The 18,884-nt window shown below is 74.4% G+C and carries 20 protein-coding genes and 1 pseudogene; 6 read left to right on the top strand and 15 right to left on the bottom strand.

Annotated features, from left to right (window positions below; translation table 11 throughout):
- Positions 1–28: 28 nt before the first annotated feature.
- Together ABEB09_RS30410 and ABEB09_RS30405 are read right to left on the bottom strand one after the other, a co-directional pair.
- Positions 29–1,129 carry a phosphotransferase gene (locus ABEB09_RS30410; RefSeq protein WP_345693121.1) on the bottom strand — a complete coding sequence of 367 codons (1,101 nt, stop codon included), beginning with the start codon at positions 1,127–1,129 and terminating at the stop codon, positions 29–31.
- Positions 1,130–1,288: 159 nt separating this feature from the next.
- Positions 1,289–1,993 (bottom strand): response regulator transcription factor, encoded by a 705-nt coding sequence (locus tag ABEB09_RS30405; RefSeq protein WP_345693120.1) that lies wholly within the window; start codon positions 1,991–1,993, stop codon positions 1,289–1,291.
- Positions 1,994–2,480: 487 nt separating this feature from the next.
- Between ABEB09_RS30405 and ABEB09_RS30400 the strand changes: the two genes are divergently transcribed.
- Positions 2,481–5,816 (top strand): ATP-binding protein, encoded by a 3,336-nt coding sequence (locus tag ABEB09_RS30400; protein ID WP_345693119.1) that lies wholly within the window; start codon positions 2,481–2,483, stop codon positions 5,814–5,816.
- Positions 5,817–5,979: 163 nt separating this feature from the next.
- Here ABEB09_RS30400 and ABEB09_RS30395 read toward each other — a convergent pair whose 3' ends face one another.
- Complete coding sequence (locus tag ABEB09_RS30395; RefSeq protein ID WP_345693118.1) at positions 5,980–6,381, bottom strand: DUF5997 family protein; 402 nt, start codon at positions 6,379–6,381, stop codon at positions 5,980–5,982.
- Positions 6,382–6,438: 57 nt separating this feature from the next.
- Here ABEB09_RS30395 and ABEB09_RS30390 point away from each other — a divergent pair, with 57 nt between their 5' ends.
- Positions 6,439–7,227: a LysR family transcriptional regulator substrate-binding protein gene (locus ABEB09_RS30390; protein ID WP_345693117.1), complete on the top strand. Its 789-nt coding sequence runs from the start codon at positions 6,439–6,441 to the stop codon at positions 7,225–7,227.
- Positions 7,228–7,237: 10 nt separating this feature from the next.
- On the opposite strand, the gene grpE is transcribed toward ABEB09_RS30390, so the two are convergent.
- The 5 genes from grpE to ABEB09_RS30365 all read right to left on the bottom strand — a co-directional run bounded on the left by grpE (position 7,238) and on the right by ABEB09_RS30365 (position 11,137).
- A complete protein-coding gene (gene grpE / locus ABEB09_RS30385; protein WP_345693116.1) occupies positions 7,238–8,056 on the bottom strand; it encodes a nucleotide exchange factor GrpE in 819 nt (272 codons plus the stop codon).
- A complete protein-coding gene (gene dnaK / locus ABEB09_RS30380) occupies positions 8,053–9,924 on the bottom strand; it encodes a molecular chaperone DnaK (protein WP_345693115.1) in 1,872 nt (623 codons plus the stop codon). Before dnaK ends, grpE begins: the two co-directional genes overlap by 4 nt.
- A gap of 10 nt (positions 9,925–9,934) precedes the next feature.
- Positions 9,935–10,165, bottom strand: a complete 231-nt coding sequence (locus ABEB09_RS30375) for a hypothetical protein (RefSeq protein ID WP_345693114.1) — start codon at positions 10,163–10,165, stop codon at positions 9,935–9,937.
- Positions 10,162–10,350 carry a DnaJ domain-containing protein gene (locus ABEB09_RS30370; protein ID WP_345693113.1) on the bottom strand — a complete coding sequence of 63 codons (189 nt, stop codon included), beginning with the start codon at positions 10,348–10,350 and terminating at the stop codon, positions 10,162–10,164. Before ABEB09_RS30370 ends, ABEB09_RS30375 begins: the two co-directional genes overlap by 4 nt.
- A gap of 91 nt (positions 10,351–10,441) precedes the next feature.
- On the bottom strand, positions 10,442–11,137 hold the full coding sequence (locus ABEB09_RS30365) for a type III effector protein (RefSeq protein ID WP_380840944.1): 696 nt from the start codon (positions 11,135–11,137) through the stop codon (positions 10,442–10,444).
- Here ABEB09_RS30365 and ABEB09_RS30360 point away from each other — a divergent pair.
- The 3 genes from ABEB09_RS30360 to ABEB09_RS30350 all read left to right on the top strand — a co-directional run bounded on the left by ABEB09_RS30360 (position 11,130) and on the right by ABEB09_RS30350 (position 12,447).
- Positions 11,130–11,558: an Hsp20/alpha crystallin family protein gene (locus ABEB09_RS30360; protein ID WP_345693112.1), complete on the top strand. Its 429-nt coding sequence runs from the start codon at positions 11,130–11,132 to the stop codon at positions 11,556–11,558. The genes ABEB09_RS30365 and ABEB09_RS30360 overlap by 8 nt on opposite strands.
- A gap of 65 nt (positions 11,559–11,623) precedes the next feature.
- The gene (locus ABEB09_RS30355; RefSeq protein ID WP_345693111.1) at positions 11,624–12,019 is read left to right on the top strand and encodes a DUF2267 domain-containing protein; all 396 of its coding nucleotides are present in this window, start codon (positions 11,624–11,626) and stop codon (positions 12,017–12,019) included.
- A gap of 134 nt (positions 12,020–12,153) precedes the next feature.
- Positions 12,154–12,447, top strand: a complete 294-nt coding sequence (locus tag ABEB09_RS30350) for a DUF2267 domain-containing protein (RefSeq protein WP_345693110.1) — start codon at positions 12,154–12,156, stop codon at positions 12,445–12,447.
- A gap of 34 nt (positions 12,448–12,481) precedes the next feature.
- Here ABEB09_RS30350 and ABEB09_RS30345 read toward each other — a convergent pair.
- A pseudogene (locus ABEB09_RS30345) lies at positions 12,482–12,760 on the bottom strand (acyl-CoA-like ligand-binding transcription factor); the annotation flags it as partial.
- Positions 12,761–12,805: 45 nt separating this feature from the next.
- On the opposite strand from ABEB09_RS30345, the gene ABEB09_RS30340 reads away from it, so the two are divergent.
- Positions 12,806–13,540 carry a class I SAM-dependent methyltransferase gene (locus ABEB09_RS30340; RefSeq protein WP_345693109.1) on the top strand — a complete coding sequence of 245 codons (735 nt, stop codon included), beginning with the start codon at positions 12,806–12,808 and terminating at the stop codon, positions 13,538–13,540.
- Between the two features lie 89 nt (positions 13,541–13,629).
- Here ABEB09_RS30340 and ABEB09_RS30335 read toward each other — a convergent pair whose 3' ends face one another.
- The 6 genes from ABEB09_RS30335 to ABEB09_RS30310 form a co-directional block, all read right to left on the bottom strand.
- Positions 13,630–14,406, bottom strand: coding sequence for a maleate cis-trans isomerase family protein (locus ABEB09_RS30335; RefSeq protein ID WP_345693108.1), 777 nt, complete (start codon positions 14,404–14,406; stop codon positions 13,630–13,632).
- Between the two features lie 81 nt (positions 14,407–14,487).
- Positions 14,488–14,625: a hypothetical protein gene (locus tag ABEB09_RS30330; protein ID WP_345693107.1), complete on the bottom strand. Its 138-nt coding sequence runs from the start codon at positions 14,623–14,625 to the stop codon at positions 14,488–14,490.
- A gap of 59 nt (positions 14,626–14,684) precedes the next feature.
- The gene (locus ABEB09_RS30325) at positions 14,685–16,454 is read right to left on the bottom strand and encodes an ABC transporter ATP-binding protein (protein WP_345693106.1); all 1,770 of its coding nucleotides are present in this window, start codon (positions 16,452–16,454) and stop codon (positions 14,685–14,687) included.
- Entirely contained in the window at positions 16,451–16,987 is a 537-nt protein-coding gene (locus ABEB09_RS30320; RefSeq protein ID WP_345693105.1) for a lasso peptide biosynthesis B2 protein, read from the bottom strand. The genes ABEB09_RS30325 and ABEB09_RS30320 overlap by 4 nt, the downstream gene beginning before the upstream one ends.
- Positions 16,988–17,000: 13 nt before the next feature.
- Positions 17,001–17,279: a PqqD family protein gene (locus ABEB09_RS30315; RefSeq protein ID WP_345693104.1), complete on the bottom strand. Its 279-nt coding sequence runs from the start codon at positions 17,277–17,279 to the stop codon at positions 17,001–17,003.
- A gap of 5 nt (positions 17,280–17,284) precedes the next feature.
- Entirely contained in the window at positions 17,285–18,817 is a 1,533-nt protein-coding gene (locus tag ABEB09_RS30310) for an asparagine synthase-related protein (RefSeq protein ID WP_345693103.1), read from the bottom strand.
- Positions 18,818–18,884: the final 67 nt, after the last annotated feature.

The following is an 18,884-nucleotide window of genomic DNA, read 5'->3' as shown; positions in this document are numbered from 1 at the left end:
GTCTGCCGGGGGTGAGTGGGGGCCGGGGTCAGTGCGGGGCCGGCGCGGTGAGGAGGCGGTGGACGGCGAGGCGCCGCGCGGGGGACAGCAGCGCGAAGTAGCCGAGCCACTGCGGGGAGAGGATGCCGCGGTCGAGGATGTCCTTGGCGATGTCCACGACGACCGGCAGCGAGTGCGCCATCAGCAGGGGCATCAGCAGGGCCTCGTCGCCGGGGCCCAGCAGTCCGCGCCGGCGCCCGTCGGCCAGGAGGCGGGCCAGGACGGCACGCGCGCCGTCGGTGTCGTCGCCGCAGGCGTACGCCGCCGTGTCGGCGAGCCAGGCGAGGTCCAGGAGCCGGTCGCCGACGTGGAGGTTGTCGAAGTCGAGGACCGCGAGGACGCGGGCGGGGCCCTGCCGGGCGAGCAGGAAGTGGTGGAGGTGCAGGTCGCCGTGGACGACGGCGCGGCGCGCTTCCGGGGTGGGGCCGGCGCTGCCGTGGTCGCCGTCGCCGAAGGTCCGGCGTAACAGGGGTACGGTGGCGTGCAGTTCGCGGAGGGTCGCGGCGGCCGCGCGGTGCCAGGGGCCGGTGCCGCGCAGCGCCTTCGGCAGGAGCCGTCGCTCGGCGTCGTCGAGGGCGGTGGGCCAGTGCTCCTCCTCCACGAGCAGCGGCAGGTGGACGGTGGCGAGTTCGCCGGAGGTGCCGGGCGGCAGCTCGTCCAGGGCCTGCCTCAGGTCGAGGCCGGTGCGGACGATGGCGGCGGCCTGCTCCCGGGTACCGGGGGCGACCGCCGAGCCGGGGCTGCGGGGGACGAGTTCGACGGCGAGGCCGCCGTGCCGGACGCTCGGGCTGCCGTCCGCCGCGGGCACGACCGGGAGGGCGGGGACGCCCTGGAGGCGGCAGTGGGTGACGATGCGGTCCTTGAGCGGGTAGAAGCGCTCGTCCCGTACGGCGCCGGCGTCGAGCTGGACCTTGAGCACATGGTCCCCGTCGGGGGTGGTGACGTTCCACAGCCCCGCCGTGTGCGTCAGGGGCACCGCCCCGTCGACGGTGAGCGGGCGCAGGGCGCGGACGCCCCACTCCTCACCCCATTGGACGGTGAGGACCTGACGTACCCATTCCTCGCTTCCTGCCGGGGCGGTGACGGTCATCGCGGTTCCTCCGGTCGTAGGGGCTTGTTCGGCTTGCCGGGCTTCCCGGTCTTGTCGGGCCTGTGGGAAAGAGTGGCGAGCGGGGGCGGTCCGCCGCCACCGATCGGGAAATGTGTGCCCGTTGTTCTCCGCGGCCCTGCCCGGAAGTACCCGGGGTCGTCAAATGAGCCCGGATCGTATGGCGTAGGAAACGGCGTGGGCCCGGTTGCGCAACTCCAGGCGGCCCATCATGCGATAGAGAATGTTCTTGACGGTTCGCTCTGAATAAGCCAATTTCTCGGCGATCTCGGCGAGATCACAACCTTCCGAGATGAGCCGCAGAATGTCGGCCTCCCGTACGGTGAGTTGGCGGGCGGTGGCCAGTCCCTGCGGAATGAGCACATCGCGATACGTGCGCTGGACCTGGTCGAGCAACTGCCCCTGGAGGGCGGCGGGCAGCGATCCCCCGCCGTCGCGCAGTTCGAGCAGCGTCCGCACGAAGGTCTCGGGCGTGGTGTCGCGCCGCCACAGCACGGCCCGTACGCCGCACTCCACGGCCAGGGCGATGTCGGCCTTCCAGCGGGTGCCGACGATGACGAGGAACGAGCCCGTGGGCCGCGCCGCCGCCAGTCCGCGCAGGACACCGAGGGTCTCGCCGCTCACCGTCTCGGTGGCGAACACCGTCACATCCGTCTCGTCCGCCCCGTGGGCCCCACCGGGCGGGCCGGGGGCGTCGATGCCCGGCGCGCCGGTCCGGCACCCGTGCGGGCCGACGAGGAACAGCCGGCCGTCACCCTCCAGGTACCCGGCCAGGCCCGCGTACGTGACGTGGTCCGCCGCGTGGACGGCGACCCGCACGGGGGCGTCGTCCACCCGGTGGTGCACGCCGGGCAGTTCACCGAACGGCTTCCCCCGGCCACCGGTATCCGTCGCGCCCCTATTCATTACGGCCGCCGTCGTTGTCGCCGTATTTCGTCGTGGTCACATCAGACTCCGTTCCTCGTGAACCCTCCGCGGGGGTTTCCCCGTTCGGGCGGGCACCGGCCACGAGAAATACGGGTGCCGCCCCTGCCGGACCAACCTGGCACAAGGCACTTGCCGGATCCTCGACCGCGCACCCGAAGGCATTTCGCCATCCTTGACGCATACTTGAAGTCCGCTTGGCCCCCACTTGCCGCCTGTGCCATGATCGGATCGCTGGACGGGGGTTGGCCGGTCCTCGCGCCGTTCGGCGGGACCGACAAAGAAAGCGGAAGAACTGATGTCGGTTCCCGGTGACCCTCAGAACGCGGCCCCGCACAATCGAGCCGGAATTCCGGAAACCCCGGCGGGCTCTTCGGGCGATCGGCTGCGGCTGCGGCTTCTCGGGCGGATGACGGCCGAGGCCGACGGCCGCGAGATCGACCTGGGGCCGCCGCGCCGGCGGGCTCTCCTGGCGCTGCTCCTCGTACGGCTCGGACACGTCGTGCCCACGCAGCAGTTGCTGGACGAGCTGTGGGGCGACCGGCTGCCGGACCGTGCCCTGGCCTCCCTGCACAGCTACATCTCGCATCTGCGGCGCTCCCTGGTGCCGCACCCGCAGCCCGGTGAACGCACCCGGCTCATCCGCCGCGTGTCGGCGGGGTACGTCCTGGACCTGCGCCGGGACCAGGTGGACGCGCACCGCTTCGAGGACGCGGTCGCCGAGGGACGGCGGCTGCAGCGGGAGCGGCGGCACACCGAGGCACGGGACCGGCTCGGCACGGCGCTGGGGTGGTGGCGGGGCACGCCGTACGAAGAACTGGCGACCGACTACCCGCCGCTGTCCGAGGAGAGCGACCGCCTGGGCCGCGTCAGGCTCTCCGCGATCGAGAGCTGGGCGGACGCCTCGCTCACCCTCGGGGACGTGGAGGCGGTCGCCGAACTCGACGCCGAGGTACGCGCGCACCCGGGGCGCGAGCGGCTGGCGGGGCAGGTGATGACGGCCCAGTACCGGCTCGGCCGGCAGGCCGACGCGCTGGCCGTGTACGCCCGCACCCGCGACTGGCTCGCCCGCGAACTGGGCGTCGACGCCGGGGAGGAGCTGAAGCGGCTGCACCACGCGATCCTGCGGCAGGACCTGGCGACGCCACCCGCGCCGCCCCGCCCGTCGCGCCTGGGCCCGCCACCGCTGACGACGCCTGCGACGGCGGGCCCGACGCGGGAGGCGCCGGGCGCGGGGGGCGGCGCCGCGGGCCCGCAGGGGGCCGGCGCCGCGGCCGTGCCGGACAGGGGCGCCGCGGGGACGCCCGTACCGTCCGCCCCCCACGTACCGGTGCAGCCGCCCTCCCGGCCGTTACCGGGCGGCCCGCCCGCGCAGCACGCCCTCCCCCGTCCGAGCGGGGTCCCGGCCCGTCCGGCACAGGCCCCGCCGGCCGCCGGGGCGGAGCGGCGGCCGTTCGCGGGGCGGGAGCACGAGCTGGCGGCGCTGCGGATCCTCGTGGCGGACGTGCTGTGCGGCAAGGGGCGGCTGGCGGCCGTCCTCGGGGAGCCCGGCATCGGCAAGTCGCGGCTGCTGGGCGAGGTGTCCCAGCGGCTGCGGAACGACCGGATGGAGGCCGTGTGGGGGTACTGCTTCCCGGGCCGCGGGGCGCCGCCGTACTGGCTGTGGACGCAGGTCCTCCGGCAGCTCGCGGCCTCCCGGCCGGACGCCTTCCGCGGGGCCACGGAGCGGTTCGGCGACCTGCTGGCGCCGCTCTTCGACGGGGCGACGGACGGGGCGACGGACGAGGACGGCGGCCGTCGCGACCGGCACGCCGACTCGGCGGCGCCGGACCGCTTCCGTACGTACGACGCGGTGTGCGAGACGCTGCTGTCGCTGGCGGACTCCTCCCCGCTGCTGCTCCTGCTGGAGGACCTGCACTGGGCGGACGCGCCCTCGCTCCAGTTGCTGCGGCTGCTGACGAGCCGGCTCAACGGCAGACGCCTGGGCATCGTGATCTCGGCGCGTACGTGGGAGATCGAGAGCGACCCGGCGCTGGGTGAGGCGCTGGGCGAGACGCTGTGGAGTCCCCGGACGGAGACGGTGCGGCTGGTGGGGCTGCCGGAGGAGGCGGTCTCCGTCATCGTGTCGGCGGCGTCGGGGCCGGGCGTGTCCCGCGAGACGATCCAGCGGCTCCACGAGCGCAGCAAGGGCAATCCGTACTTCGTGAACCAGCTGATGTCGCTCCTCGGGGACGCCACACGGCTGCACGATCCGCGGGCGGCGCGGCTGATGCTCACGCGGGTGCCGTCGGGGGTGCGGGAGGTGCTGACGCAGCGGTTCGCGACGCTTCCGGACCCGACGCGGGACCTGCTGCGGCTGTGCGCGGTGATCGGCTCCGAGATCGACGTGCGGCTGCTGACGGAGGTGGCCGGGCACGACGAGGCGACGGGCGAGCCGCTCGAACCCGCGGTGCGGGCACAGTTGTTGTGCGAGGACCCGGCGAACCCGGGCGGGCTGCACTTCACGCACGCCCTGGTGCGGGAGACGCTGTACGGCGAGCTGAGCCGGCACCGGCGGGCGCAGCTGCACGCGCGCGTCGCGGAGACGCTGGCGAGGACGCGCTGCCGGCACGACGGCGTCGAGCAGCTGGCGCACCACGCGTGGGAGGGCTCGCAGGTGCTGTCACCCGCGCAGGCGCTGCCGGCGCTGTGCCGGGCGGCGGAGGCGGCGGAGCTGCGGCTGGCGTACGAGCAGGCGGAGATGTGGCTGCGGCGGGCCATCGAGCTGGTGCGGCTGCTGCCCCCGGGCGACGCGACCGCGCCGCTGCTGGAGCAGCAGTTGCAGATCCAGCTGGGGCAGATGCTCGCGACGACGCGCGGGTACGGCGACGCCGACGCGGAGGCGGCGTTCACGCGGAGCCGGGCGCTCAACCCGCTCACGGGGGCGGAGGACCAGCCGACGGTGCTGTGGTCGCTGTGCACGGCGAACCTGGTGACGGGCCGGTACGAGGGGGCTCTCGGGTTCTCGGACCGGCTCCGCGCCATGCCGGGCCGGCCGCAGGACCCGGTGGCGTACCTCGGTGCCCGGTACGGGCGGGGCATCGTCCTGCACGTGCGCGGGAGGCTCACGGAAGCGCTGGCCGAGCTGGAGGACGCGGTGGACCGGGCCGACGCGCTGGGCGCGGAGGGCGGCCGGCACGTGGCGCGCTACTTCCAGCACGACCCGCGGATCTCGTGCCGTTCGTACGACGCCTTCACGCACTGGCTGCTGGGGGCGGCCGACGCGGCGTCGGCGCGGCGTGCCGAACTGCTGTCGCTGACGCACCACGACAGCCGGCCGGGCGACCGGGCGTTCGCGCTGTACGTCGACGCGGTGCTGGCGGGCCTGGAGGGGGACGTCGCGACGGCGCGCCGCTCGGGCGAGCTGGGCCGCGAGGTGGCGGACCGGTACGGGCTGCGCTACTGGCGGTCCATGCTGAGCGTCTGCGAGGGCTGGGCGCTCGTGCACGGCGGCGAGGAGGAGCCGGGCCTCTCGCTGATCCGGTCGGCGCTGTCCGAGCTGCGGGCGTCCGGCACCCTGATCCGGCTCCCCCTGCACCTGGGCTTCCTGGCCGAGGCCCTGCACCACGTGGGCCGCAGGGACGAGGCGGCGGCGGTGCTGCGCCGACTGGCCCAGGAGGTCGGGTCCCGCGGCGAACACGCCTACCTCCACCCCCGCCTGCCCTCGACGTCCCTGATGCACGTCCTCCAGCAGGACGCCGGGTGAACCTCAGGACGGCACCACGCCGGGCGCCGGAACGTACCGCCGCTCGCGGCGGGTGGGAGCCCCGCCCCCAGCGAGCACCCGGGGGCGCCGCCCCGGGAGGTCCACTGGTAGCGCTCGCGATGGTGCACACCGTGGGCGTGCACCGCTGCGGCGGGTGCGTGGATCAGGAGCGGTCGCGCGCGGCCTCGGCCTTCTCCGCCTGCTTCTCCTTGATGCGGGCGGCTTCCTTGCGGACCTCCGCCTGCGTGGCGCGCTCCTTCTGGAGCCACTCGGGGTTCTCGGTCTTCAGGGCCTCGATCTGCTCGGTGGTGAGCGCCTCGGTGACGCCCCCGCGAGCCAGGCCCGAGATGGAGATGCCGAGCTTCGCGGCGACCACCGGGCGGGGGTGCGGGCCGTTGCGGCGCAGTTCGCGCAGCCACTCCGGCGGGTCGGTCTGGAGCGTGTTCAGCTCGTCGCGCGAGACGGCACCCTCCTGGAACTCTGCGGGGGTGGCCTCGAGGTATACACCCAGCTTCTTCGCCGCGGTGGCGGGCTTCATCGACTGGGGAGTGCGGTGCGACGTCATGGGTCAAGGATATCGAGCATGTGTGCCGCTCCCGACCACGGCCGGTAACCTGGCCAGGTGACAGGCACGGAAGCATCCCCGGTGTTCAGGCTCGCGTACGTCCCGGGCGTGATGCCCGCGAAGTGGGTGCGGATCTGGCAGGAACGGCAGCCGGACGTGCCGCTGGACCTCCTCACCGTCCCCGCCGGCGACGCGCAGGACACGCTGCGCCGGGGCGACGCCGACGCCGGGCTGCTGCGGCTGCCGGTCGACGGCACGGACCTCAGCGCCATCCCGCTCTACACGGAGACGAGCGTCGTCGTGGTCCCCAAGGACCATGTGATCACCGCGGCCGACGAGGTGACCGCCGAGGACCTGGCCGACGAGATCGTCTTCCACCCGCTCGACGACACCCTGGACTGGGAGCAGCCGCCGGGCCGCCCCGCGTTCGAGCGCCCCGCGACGACCGGGGACGCCATCGAGCTGGTCGCGGCGGGCGTGGGCGTGCTGGTCGTCCCGCAGTCGCTGGCCCGCCTGCACCACCGGCGCGACCTCACGTACCGGCCGGTCACCGGTGTCCCGCAGTCGCGCGTGGCCCTGTCCTGGCCGGAGGAGCGGACGACGGACCTGGTCGAGGACTTCATCGGGATCGTCCGCGGCCGTACGGTCAACAGCACCCGCGGCCGCCGGCCCGCCGCCGCGCCCGAGCAGCCGAAGGACAAGAAGGCCTCCGGCAGCGGCGCGCAGCGGCGCGCCACCGGCGGCAAGGCCGCCGGCAGGTCGACGGGCCGCAGCCCCCGCAAGGGCACCGGCGGCGGGTCGTCCCACGGCGGCGGCCGCCGCGCGAAGCCGCGCCGCAGGTCCTGACGGTCTGCTGCTACCCCCCGCTCGTTCCGCCCGCCCCTTCGGGCACGCGGGGACCGGCCGCCGGAGGCACCGGCGGTCCGGCGACCGTCACCTCCGCCGCGCGCAGGAGGTGGCCTCCGACGCGGTAGCCGGGGCGGATCACCTCCGTGCAGACGGGGCGTTCCAGCTGGTCCGACCGCTCGTACGCGACGGCCTCGTGGACGTGCGGGTCGAACGCGTCGCCCGCCTCGCCGAAGACCTCCAGGCCGAGCGCCGCCAGTTCGCCGTCCAGGGCCTGGGCCACCTGTAGGAAGCCTCCGGTCAGTTCGCCGTGCCGCGCGGCCTCCGCGAGGGCGTCGAGCACCGGCGGGAACCGGCGCAGGACGTTGGCGACCGCCGCTTCCCGCACCGCGAGGCGGTCGCGGTGCACGCGGCTGCGGTAGTTGTCGTACTCCGCCTTCACGCGTTGCAGGTCCCGCGTACGTTCGGCCAGCGCGGCGGCGAGCGCCGCCGCACCGGGCGGGACGGGCGGGGTCCCGGAGCCAGCTCCGGCTCCGGCTCCGGCTCCGGCTCCGGTGCCGCGGTCGGCCGGAGGGTCGCCGGGGGTGGCGCCAGGGGGTCCGCCCGCGGTGCCGACGGCGTCGCCGCCGGGCCGGGCGCTTCCCCGGACGGCCTGCGGCGTGGGCCTCGGAGCGGAGTCCGGCGGGGCCCCGGCCGCGGAACCGGGCGCGGAAGTCTGCTGCGGGCCCGGCCCGACCGGTAGGGGGGAGTCCGCCGGGGCCAGCATCGGGGGCTGCGCCGTGCGGTCCCCGTGCACGCTGGTCAGCCTGCGCGTGATGCCGTGCCTCATGCGCCGCCTCCCTGCTGCCTGTCGTCGTCCACGATCTCGGCGTCGACCACCTCGTCCTCGGCCGCCTGCGACTCCTCGGTGCCGCCGGGTCCGGCGCCGGCCTGGGCCCCGCCGCCGGCCTGGGCGGCGGCGTACATGGCCTGGCCGAGCTTCTGGGAGACGGCCGCGACCTTCTCGGTGGCGGTACGGATCTGGGCCGTGTCCTCGCCCTTCAGCTTCTCCTTGAGTTCGTTCAGCGCCGTCTCGACCTCCGCCCTCACGTCGGCCGGGACCTTGTCCTCGTTGTCCTTGAGGAACTTCTCGGTCTGGTAGGCGAGCTGCTCGCCCTGGTTGCGGGTCTCGGCGGCCTCGCGGCGGCGCCGATCCTCCTCGGCGTGCCGTTCCGCCTCGCGGACCATGCGGTCGATGTCGTCCTTCGGGAGCGAGGAGCCGCCGGTGACGGTCATCTTCTGCTCCCGGCCGGTGCCGAGGTCCTTGGCGGTCACGTGCATGATGCCGTTCGCGTCGATGTCGAAGGACACCTCGATCTGCGGGACGCCGCGCGGGGCCGGCGGGAGGCCGGTCAGCTCGAACATGCCGAGCTTCTTGTTGTACGCCGCGATCTCGCGCTCGCCCTGGTAGACCTGGATCTGCACCGACGGCTGGTTGTCCTCGGCCGTCGTGAAGATCTCGGACCGCTTGGTCGGGATCGTGGTGTTGCGCTCGATCAGCTTGGTCATGATGCCGCCCTTGGTCTCGATGCCGAGGGACAGCGGGGTCACGTCGAGGAGCAGGACGTCCTTGACCTCACCCTTGAGGACACCGGCCTGGAGCGAGGCGCCGATGGCGACGACCTCGTCCGGGTTCACACCCTTGTGCGGGTCCTTGCCGGTCAGTTCCCGCACGAGCTCCGTCACGGCGGGCATGCGGGTGGAACCGCCCACGAGGATCACGTGGTTGATGTCGGACACCTTGATGCCCGCGTCCTTGACCGCGTTGTGGAACGGCACCTTGCACCGCTCCAGCAGGTCGGCGGTCATCTGCTGGAACTGGGCGCGCGTCAGCTTCTCGTCGAGGTGCAGCGGGCCCTCGGCGGAGGCGCTCAGGTACGGCAGGCTGATCGTCGTCTCGGTCGTCGCGGACAGCTCGATCTTGGCCTTCTCGGCGGCCTCGCGCAGCCGCTGCGTGGCCATCCGGTCCTTGGCGAGGTCGATGCCGTAAGCGTTCTTGAACTGCTGCGCCAGATGGTCGACGACCCGCTGGTCCCAGTCGTCGCCTCCCAGGTGCGTGTCGCCGTTGGTGGCCTTCACCTCCACGACGCCCTCGCCGATCTCCAGCAGGGACACGTCGAAGGTGCCGCCGCCGAGGTCGAAGACCAGGATCGTCTGGTCGTTCTCCTTGTCCAGCCCGTAGGCGAGTGCGGCGGCGGTGGGTTCGTTGATGATGCGCAGCACGTTGAGGCCCGCGATCTCGCCGGCCTCCTTCGTGGCGGTGCGCTGGGAGTCGTTGAAGTACGCCGGGACGGTCACGACGGCGTCCTTCACGTCCTCGCCGAGGTAGCTCTCGGCGTCCCGCTTGAGCTTCTGCAGCACCCGCGCGGAGATCTCCTGGGCCGTGTACCGCTTGCCGTCGACGTCGCCGTGCTCCGGGAAGCGCCAGTCCGCCTCGCCCATGTGCCGTTTCACGGACCGTACGGTGCGGTCGACGTTGGTGACCGCCTGCCGCTTGGCGACCTCGCCCACCAGTACGTCGCCGTTCTTGGCGAACCCGACCACGGAGGGTGTGGTCCGGGCGCCCTCCGTATTGGTGATCACCGTGGGCTCGCCACCCTCCAGGACGCTGACCACCGAGTTCGTCGTACCGAGGTCGATACCCACTGCGCGTGCCATCGTCTTCTCCTCAGCTCAGGGGCCACTCCAGGAGGAGTTCCCAGATGCCGCGGTACCCCGCCAGGTCCTCGCCACGCCCGTCGTCCGGCGGCTCCACGCGGGTCGGCCCCACCCACAGCAGGCCGCGTCCGGAGGGTGCGCTCCGGGGCGGGCGGTTCGTCTGTGGGGTCGTTCCGGTGCGGCGCACGTCGTAGGCGGAGCGCCGTGCGGGGTCGCGCAGGGTGCCGTACGCGGCCATCACCGCGCGAGGCGCCGGCCGGCCGCGGCTTCCTGGTCGCCCTCGGCGGGACGCGTGTCGGGGTGCAGCGCGCGGACGAGCCTGCGGTAGGCCGAGGTGATCTGCTCGGCCGAGGCCGTCGGCGCGACCCCGAGCGTCGCGTAGAGGTCCGGCCGGTGGTCGGCCGGCGGTTCCGACCGTGCCGTCATGGTGCTCACCTCCCACCGACCGACAGATGCGTTGGCACCCGTGTCGCGAGGCTGTCAGGCGCTGCTGACCTGGCGTTTTGCGGTTGTCGGCTCAGCCGGGCCCACGGCGGTGATCGTCACTGGCCCGGCGCAGTTCGTCGGTGCGCCGGACGATGTCGTCGACGCGCGCGGCCGGCTCGGGGTGGCGGCGCCGCAGGTGGGGTCCCGTGGCGGTCAGGGGCCCCAGGAGACAGGCCGGGTCGTCGTCGGCCAGGGCGCGCTCCAGATGGCCGAGCGGCGAGCGGGCCCGCCCCGGCAGATCGTCGAGCGCGGTGATCCGGCCGGCGAGCCGCCGGAGGTCCGCGGCGTTGTGGCGCGCCCAGGCCGAGACCGTGCGGTCGGCCGCGCGGCGGTCGCGCGTCGCCTTCACCCGCTCCTCCCCGGTGGTGCCCCGGTCGCCCGGCCGCAGCCGCAGGTAGCGGCGCTCGGCGGCCTGGCGGCTGGCCACGCCCAGCGGTCCCGCGAGATCGGCCCAGCTGGCGCCGGCCGTGCGGGCCGCCTCGATCAGGCCGTGCTCCCAGTCGGCGAGCTGCCTGCGCACCTCGCGCAGCGTCAGCAGCGCGGCCAGGGCCTGCTCGGAGCTGTCCGCCTCCCAGCCGGCCCGCTCCTCCCGCCCCTCGGCCGCAGCGGGGTCGTAGGCGGCGCGGACCGCGCGGTCGATGGCGCCGAGCGCGGCCTCGGCGGCGAGGAAGGTCGCGGGGGCCGGGGCGGGCGCGGTCGACGGCTCGGCTTCGCAGTTGATGCGCACCGACCCGTTCCAGGAGCTCGACCGGCTCGCCCAGCAGCTCCTCGGCTCGACCGGCAGCTGGTCGCGGCCCACACCGATGCCGATGGACGCGTACCGCGAGGGCGACGAGTACGTGATCGCCTTCGACGTGCCCGGCGTGTCGCCGGAGGCCATCGACGTCGACGTCGAGCGGAACATGCTGACGGTCAAGGCGGAGCGGAGGCCGCAGGCCAAGGCGGAGAACGTGCAGATGGAGCTGGCGGAGCGGCCGCTGGGCGTGTTCTCCCGGCAGGTCATGCTGGCCGATACGCTCGACATGGAGCACATCAAGGCCGACTACGACGCGGGTGTGCTGACCCTGCGCATCCCCATCGCCGAGCGCGCCAAGCCGCGCAGGATCTCCATCGCCGCAGGTGAGGGGCGCAAGGAGATCAAGGGCTGACCACACCCGTGATGACCGCACGGAGGGCGGGCGCCCGCCCTCCGTGGGCCGGAAGGGGCAGCGCCATGCGGATGAGATGGGAGCCGTTCCTGGACGCCGTCCGGGAGCGCGGCGAATATCCCTCGCGGCAGGAGGCGGAACGTGCGGCCCGGGTGGTCCTGGCGCTGCTGGGCGCCCACCTCGTCGGCGAGGCGAGAACCGAACTCGCCGCGCGGCTGCCCGAGACCTTCGAGCTGATCCTGCTGAATCCCCTGCAGGCCGCGGAGCCGCTCTCTCCGGAGCGTTTCGTCCGCGCCACGGCGGCGTGGATCGACGGCGCCACGGAGGAGACCGCCACATGGGACGTCGGCGCCGTCCTGAGCGTCGTCGCCGACGCCGCCGAGGAGGACCTGATGCGCCGCGTGCTGCTGCAACTCCCCCCGGGGTACGACCTCCTCTTCGGCCGACCCGGACAGATCTGACCATCCCCGTCGGAACATGAGCATGAGACCGAGGTGGCACGAGCTCGTGGACCGCGTCCGCACCGCCGGCCGCTACGACTCCGGGCCTGAGGCGGAACGCGTCCTGCGGGCGGTGCCGGCCGTCCTGGGCGGCCATGTCATCGGCGACGCGCGCTGCGAGCTCGTACGGGACCCTCCCTGCCGAGGCGGGTGCCCTGCTCGCCGGGCGGATACCGGTCACCCAGCCCGTGAGCGCCCCGGAGTTCGTCGACCGCGTCGCCCGCGGCCTCGCCCCCCTCACCGTCCCCGAGGCCCGCTGGGCGACCGGCACCGTGCTCACGGTCCTCGCCGACGTGGCCGGCGAGGACCTGACGGGACGGGTCCTCGCCGGGCTGCCGCGCGGGTACGCCCTCCTGTTCGGCCGTGCGGAGCTCGCACCGGCGGCTTGACGGTCCGCCAGGAGACGGCTCGTCGGTGTTCGGTGGCGTCCAGCGCGGGGGCGATGACGGCGAAGGCCCGGTCGGTGAGTTCGGCCGGGTCCTCCGCGCCGTCGCTGCGGCTCCACCGTTCCAGAACGGCGTGGAAGGCGGTGAGGGCCATGCCGGCGGCCAGCTGCGGGTGGAGCGCGGTGTCGGGGTCGAGTCCGTGCCGGCGCGCCGGCTCCGCCGCCATGTCGTCGCGCCACTGGGCCTGCCGCTCCAGGAAGCGGGCGAGCAGGGCGGGCGTGCGCAGGATCAACTGCACGACGTGCGGCGCCCGTTCGTAAACGAGTGGCTGAGCCGGTCGTCGCCCTGTCAGGATCGCCGGATGCTGCACGCCGAGTTCCGGGACCCGCGCCTCGTGGCCGTGTACGACGCCGAGTACGGGTGGTCGCACGACGACGACTTCTTCCTGTCCGTCGTCGCCGGGACGCCGGGGGCACGGGTGCTCGATCTCGGCTGCGGCACCGGGCGGCTCGCGCTCGGCATGGCCGCGGCCGGCCACACCGTGACGGGGGTCGACCCGGCGACCGCCTCACTGGCCGCTGCCCGCGCCAAGCCCGGCGCGGAGAAGGTCACCTGGATCGCCGGTACCTCGGCGGTCCTTCCGGACGCGTCCTTCGACGTGGCGGTCATGACGAGTCACGTCGCGCAGTTCCTCGTCGACGACGAGGAGTGGGCGCGTACGCTCGCGGACCTGCGGCGGGCGCTCGTGCCGGGCGGCAGGGTCGCCTTCGACGCGTACGACCCCGGGGACCGCCGGTGGGAGCGCTGGAACCCCGTCGACTCGCGCCGCAGGATCGCCCTGCCCGGCGGCGGTACGGTCACGGCCTGGACCGAGGTGACGGCGGTCCACGACGGCACCGTCGCCTTCACGCATCACTACGCGCTGCCCGACGGCACACGGCTGACGAGCACCGCGACGCTCCGCTTCCGCACCGAGCGGGAACTCCGCGCGTCGCTCGGCGCGGCGGGCTTCACCGTCGAGCGGATCCACGGCGGCTGGAACGGCGAGCCCGTGGGCGAGGGAGACGGCGAGTTCGTGGTCGTCGCCCGCAGGTGACCGTCATCAGCCCCTCCGGCGTTCGAGGAGCGGGGGGTTCGGGGGCGGAGCCCCGATGCGGAAGGGAAGAAAGGCCTGCCGGAGACGGCCTACGCGGCCCGCAGGGTGAAGATCCGGCCGTAGCCGTCGATGGCGGCGGTGTCGCCGCCGGCGGCGTGCAGCGCGGCCCACAGGAGCACCTGGTTGGCCGTGAGGACGGGGCGGCCGAGCGTGGCCTCCATGGCCTCGATGGCGCCCACGGCGCGGAAGCCGTTGCCGCCGACGACGACGGCCTCGACGTCGTCGGGGACGTGGCGGGCGACCCAGTCGTGCAGTTCGGGGGGCCGGATGAGGGCCTGGCCGCTGGGCAGGGTGCAGGACGCGTGGAAGGGTACGTCGAACCCGGCGCGCCGGAAGTAGGCGGCCCCGAGGCCGTTGAGTTCCTCGTCGAACCACGGCGGGTCGACCAGCGCGATGCGGGACACGCCGAGCGCGGACAGCGCCCGGACGGCCGCGGCGCAGGTGGCGACGACGGGCAGGCCGTGCGCCCGCTCGGTGAGCCGCGCGATCATCCGCGCCTCCCCGTCCGCGCCGATGACGTACGCCGAGCTGGTGAACGCGTAGGCCACGGCCGACACGGGCGCGGCGGCCACCACCGCGGCCGCGTCGTCGACGTACGGGGGCTCGGCGAAGGCCCGTACGGGCTCCAGCGGGATCGTGGCGTCCATGGCGCCGCCCCGCCGCATGCCGCCGAACGGCACGCGCGCCGCGTGGATGCCCACGTCGGCGGGGGCCATGGCCCGCAGCTCGGACTCGGGGCCCACGTCCGCGTGCGGCGTCAGCACGCCGATCCGTACCCGTACGTCCCAGCCATCGGGTCGCCACATCTCGCTCACCTCGTCTCGGCCTCCGCCACGACGTAAACACGGCTCCGCCCCCACGGCCACCGGACGCAACCGGCGCGCCCCTCAGGCGAGGGCGTCCAGCACCTCGGCGGCCGGCCGAGCGGCGAGCGCGTCCAGTGCCGTGCCGGGCGCACCGAACAGCGCCTGCGCCCGTACGGCGAAGTCCCGGGGAGCGGCGGGCAGCTCCCCCGCGGCCTCCACCGCGCCCTTCTCGTTCGCGATCCCAGGATGACGGACGGCCGCGAGTGGGCCCCGTCCTGTCAGGAGGGGCGGAGGGACGAGGCTTCCCGGGACTGCTGAGCGCGGGTCAGGAAGCGGTAGTGATCGCTGGTGGCCAGGAGTTCGTCGTGGGTGCCGGTGGCGGCGACGCGGCCGCCGTCCAGGACGACGACGTGGTCCGCGGCGCGGATCGTCGAGTACCGGTGGGCGATGACCAGGAGCGCGCACTCGCGGGAGACGCGGCGGATCGACCGGCGCAGCGCCACCTCGCTGACCGTGTCGAGATGGGCGGTCGGCTCGTCGAGCAGGAGCAGGCGGGGGCGGGTGAGGAGGGAGCGGGCGATGGCGATCCGCTGGCGCTCACCGCCCGACAGCGCCGCCCCGTGCTCACCGGCCTCGGTGTCGAGCCCCCGGGGCAGCCGGGCCACCAGCTCGGTCAGGTGGGCCAGGTCGATCGCCCGGTCCAGTTCGTCGGGGCCGGCGTCCGGGGCGGCGTACAGCAGGTTCTCCCGGAGCGTGCCGTACAGCACCGGAGCGTGCTGTTCCACGAGACCGATCCGGGAGCGGTGCACGTCGCGTTCGACGGTCCGCAGGTCGCGGCCCTCGAACAGGACCCGGCCGGCGTCGGGGTCGTAGAACCGTTCGGCGAGAGCGAAGACGGTCGACTTGCCGACACCGGAGCTGCCGATCAGCGCCACGTGCCCGCGCGGCGGCACGGCGAAGGAGAGCCCCCGCAGCACGGGCCGGCCCGGCTCGTACGCGAACCACACGTCGCGGAACTCCAGGACGGGCACGTCCGGCGGGGCGGAGGGCTCCTTTGCCGGACGCGGCTCCGCGTGCGGCGGCTCCGCGTCCGGTTCGGCCGGCAGGTCGAGGATCTCGTTGATGCGCCGCAGCGCCCCGAGGCCCTGGCGCATGGTGCTCAGCGCCTGGAAGACCGCGGCGACCGGCCCCATGAGGTAGAGCATGTACAGCAGGAACGCGGCGAGTTCGGCCACCGAACCGCTCCCGTCGGCGACCCGCATACCGCCGACGAGCAGCACCAGCAGGAACGAGCCGTTGATCGTCAGCATGACCGAGGGCGCCACGACCGCGTCCAGCGCCCCGACCCGCACGCTCTGCGCGTACGCCGTCCTGGCCTCGGCCCCGATGCGCTGGGCCTCCCGCCGCTCGGCCCGGCTGGCCCGTACGGTCCGGATGGCGCCCAGCGCGCGCTCCAACTCGGCGGTCATCGCGCCCGTGGCCCGCTGGGCGTGCAGGGAGGCCCGTTCGATGCCGCGCAGGACGGAGGCGACGGCGAGGGAGCCGAGGGCGATGACGGCCAGCACGACGAGGAACAGCGCCGGGTCGAGCCACACCATCAGCGCGACGACGCCGGCGAGTCCGATGCTTCCGGTGACCGCGTCGGTGAAGCCCTCGGAGATGAGCAGCCGCAGGGCGGTGCTGTCGGCGCCGGCGCGCGAGATGAGGTCGCCGACGCGGTGCCGGTCGTAGGTGCGCATGGGGAGCCGCAGCAGCCGGTCGACGAGGTTCAGCCGCAGGTCCAGCACGATGCCCTCGCCGGTGCGGGCGAGGACGTAGCGGGCGACGGCCGCGACGGCCGCCTGCGCGACGAACAGGCCGATGAGCAGCGCGAGGGTGCCGCCCGTGCCGGCACCGGCGCCGGCCTCCTCGATCACCCGTTTGACCAGCAGCGGCTGGGCGAGGGCGAGCGCCGATCCGGCGAGGGCCAGGGCCGCAGCCGACGCGATCCGGCGCCCGTGCCCGCGCAGGACGCGCCGGACCTCCCGGACCCCTGAGCGGCCGTTCACGGGGCCTCCGCGCGCAGGCGGGTGGCGCCGACGCGTTGCAGGACGGTGAAGCCGGCCCGTACGGCGGGGACGTCGCCCAGCACCTCGTCGTACAGCTCCGCCCAGGCGTGGAAGGCGAACCGTCCGCCGATCGAGGAGCGCTGCCGGGCCACGACGACCTCGGCCGGCAGTCCGAGCGTCGACAGGTACGTGGCGACGGCGAACGCGCGCGGCAGGCACAGCGCGTCCGGTGCGACGAGCCGCAGCACGGTGAGGCAGGGCAGCACCTCGCGGCGGGCCAGCCGCACGGCGTCCCGCGGGTCCAGTGGGGTGCCGGCGCGGGAGGGCCGGGCAGCGGGGCGCAGGTCGCGCAGCCGGTCCTGGGCCCGGGGCCAGCCGTGGCGGCGCAGGACGCGCAGGGCGCCGGCGGTGCGGGCGGCGGCGCGCAGCCGCAGCCACGGGGGCACCGGCAGGGGCGGGTGCGCCGGGTCGGTGTCCCACAACAGGAACTCCCAGTCCGCGGTGGGCCCGTTCATGGCGCGGTCGTGGTTCATGGTGCCGCCACGGTCATGGCGCCGTCGTGCGGGGCGGTGCGGCGAGGTGGTGCTCGGTGAGCTGGTCGGTGAGCGCGGTGATCCCCTCGCGCAGCACGTCGTCGGGCGCGTCGATCCGGCCGGCGAGGTGCCGGACCGCGTCGTCGAGCGTGTCGTGGCGGAGGGCGGCGTCCAGCATGAGGGTGGCGACGGGGTTCAGCTCGAAGTAGACGCCCTCGGCGCCGTCGAGGAGTATTCCGGCGCCGTCGGCGGGGTCGAAGACGGTCCGGTCGGTCAGCTGGAGCAGGGGCATGGTGGTCACCTCCGCGGGACGGGACGGGGTTGCGGCTCCGGGCGGGTGGTCTTCGTCTCCAGGTCGCGCAGGAACAGTTCGACCATGGCGGAGCACAGCAGGTTCTCGGCGTTGCGGCGCAGGGCGCGCGGGTCGGCCAGGACGTCCCGGAGCCGTCGCGGGTCGACGACGCCGAGCGCGGTCAGGCGGGCGTCCGGTGCGCCGAGGATCCGGGCGAGGACGTCCGGGTGGTCCAGGCACCAGCGCTCGTCCGGCGAACCGAGCCAGGTCCGCCCGTAGTGGCGCCAGACCTCGGGTGGGAGCCGGTCGGCGGCGGCCAGGCGCAGCACGGGCTTGTCGATGGTGCGTCCGGCGTACGGGATGATCCGGTACGCGTCCGGCAGGCGGGCGGCCAGCCGGCGCAGCCGCCGGCCGCCGAGCGGCTTGGCCAGGTGGATGCCGCGGGGCCGCAGCAGGCCGAGGTTGAGGGTCTGCTCCTGGGGGGCGAAGTCGAGGTCGTACGCCTCGGGTCCGGCGCCGGGCGGGGCGACGAGGAAGTCGCTGCCGAGTTCCACCTCGGCGAGGGCCTCGGGGTCGGCGTAGAGCGAGTACGAGGATGCCGCGCTGCGCAGGAGGCGGCTGAGCTCCCACCGGGTGCCGAGCAGCCCGTACAGCATGCGTGCCTTCTCGCGCCGGGGGACGTCGCCGGTCAGGACGTCGTGCAGGCCGTAGCGCAGTGGTCCGAAGAGCGTGTCCCCTTCGAGGCCGGAGAGCAGGACGTGCACGCCGTCGGCGGCGACGCGGTCGGCGACGCGCTCCAGGGAGCGTCGCCAGACGTGGTTGTAGGGGTGGGGCTGGTCCCAGTCGGCGGAGAAGTAGTCGTCGTCGGTGGCGCGGTCCACGGTCACCAGCGGGACGCGCAGGTGGTCGCATACCTGGTGGACGTATGCGGACTCGTCGGCCGAGGGGTCGTCGGTGCCCATGTGGTAGGCGACGACGTCGGCGCCGTGGGCGGTCAGGGCCGCGAGGACGGTGGCCGAGTCGACGCCGCCGGAGAGCAGGATGCCCACCCGGCGGCCGTCCGCCGCGTACGGGCGGGTCTCCTCCAGGAGGAGGTCCCAGGTGAGGCGCGCGTAGTCGCGCAGGGTGGTGCGGCGTGGCAGGTCCAGGGGCGTGGCCTCCTCGTACCGCTCGGTGCGGGTGGAGCGGGCGTCGAGGACGGCGAGCCGGCCGGGGCGGAGGCGTCCCAGGCCGGGGTAGACGAAGACGTCCTCGCCACGGCAGCTGCGCCAGAGGGTTTCCCGGTCGAAGTCGGGGAACCCGTCCAACAGGTCTCTCGGGTCGGTGGACCACGAGACGGACGTGGGCGTCGTGCGGAAGAAGATCTGGTCCGGGCTCGCCAGGCCGCGGAAGACGACCACGTGGTCAGGTGTGGCGAGGCAGCCGGAGAGTTCGGCCGGCAGTCGGCCGAGGACGTCGGACGCGCCGTCCGGCAGGGCCCGCACGAGGCGTTCGGCCCATGCGGCGGAGAATTCCTCGGGAACCGGCCCGCACAGCATCAGATGGTGTCCGGGGACGGGCTGGGCGACGACGTCGACGGCGCCGGGCCGCAGCCATTGGTGGGCA

The sequence above is a fragment of the Streptomyces coeruleoprunus genome (assembly GCF_039542925.1).
In the GTDB taxonomy this organism is placed as follows: domain Bacteria; phylum Actinomycetota; class Actinomycetes; order Streptomycetales; family Streptomycetaceae; genus Streptomyces; species Streptomyces coeruleoprunus.
The sequence above is the reverse complement of the archived record's forward strand: the minus strand, read 5'-3'. Positions and strand labels throughout refer to the sequence as shown.

Excerpts from the sequence above, each read along its gene's own strand:
- ABEB09_RS30410 (WP_345693121.1), bottom strand. The coding sequence starts at position 1,129 with ATGACCGTCACCGCCCCGGCAGGAAGCGAGGAATGGGTACGTCAGGTC.
- ABEB09_RS30400 (WP_345693119.1), top strand. The coding sequence starts at position 2,481 with ATGACGGCCGAGGCCGACGGCCGCGAGATCGACCTGGGGCCGCCGCGC.
- ABEB09_RS30395 (WP_345693118.1), bottom strand. The coding sequence starts at position 6,381 with ATGACGTCGCACCGCACTCCCCAGTCGATGAAGCCCGCCACCGCGGCG.
- grpE (WP_345693116.1), bottom strand. The coding sequence starts at position 8,056 with ATGAGGCACGGCATCACGCGCAGGCTGACCAGCGTGCACGGGGACCGC.
- dnaK (WP_345693115.1), bottom strand. The coding sequence starts at position 9,924 with ATGGCACGCGCAGTGGGTATCGACCTCGGTACGACGAACTCGGTGGTC.
- ABEB09_RS30370 (WP_345693113.1), bottom strand. The coding sequence starts at position 10,350 with ATGACGGCACGGTCGGAACCGCCGGCCGACCACCGGCCGGACCTCTAC.
- ABEB09_RS30360 (WP_345693112.1), top strand. The coding sequence starts at position 11,130 with ATGCGCACCGACCCGTTCCAGGAGCTCGACCGGCTCGCCCAGCAGCTC.
- ABEB09_RS30355 (WP_345693111.1), top strand. The coding sequence starts at position 11,624 with ATGCGGATGAGATGGGAGCCGTTCCTGGACGCCGTCCGGGAGCGCGGC.
- ABEB09_RS30350 (WP_345693110.1), top strand. The coding sequence starts at position 12,154 with ATGTCATCGGCGACGCGCGCTGCGAGCTCGTACGGGACCCTCCCTGCC.
- ABEB09_RS30340 (WP_345693109.1), top strand. The coding sequence starts at position 12,806 with ATGCTGCACGCCGAGTTCCGGGACCCGCGCCTCGTGGCCGTGTACGAC.
- ABEB09_RS30335 (WP_345693108.1), bottom strand. The coding sequence starts at position 14,406 with ATGTGGCGACCCGATGGCTGGGACGTACGGGTACGGATCGGCGTGCTG.
- ABEB09_RS30320 (WP_345693105.1), bottom strand. The coding sequence starts at position 16,987 with ATGAACCACGACCGCGCCATGAACGGGCCCACCGCGGACTGGGAGTTC.
- ABEB09_RS30315 (WP_345693104.1), bottom strand. The coding sequence starts at position 17,279 with ATGCCCCTGCTCCAGCTGACCGACCGGACCGTCTTCGACCCCGCCGAC.
- ABEB09_RS30310 (WP_345693103.1), bottom strand. The coding sequence starts at position 18,817 with ATGCTGTGCGGGCCGGTTCCCGAGGAATTCTCCGCCGCATGGGCCGAA.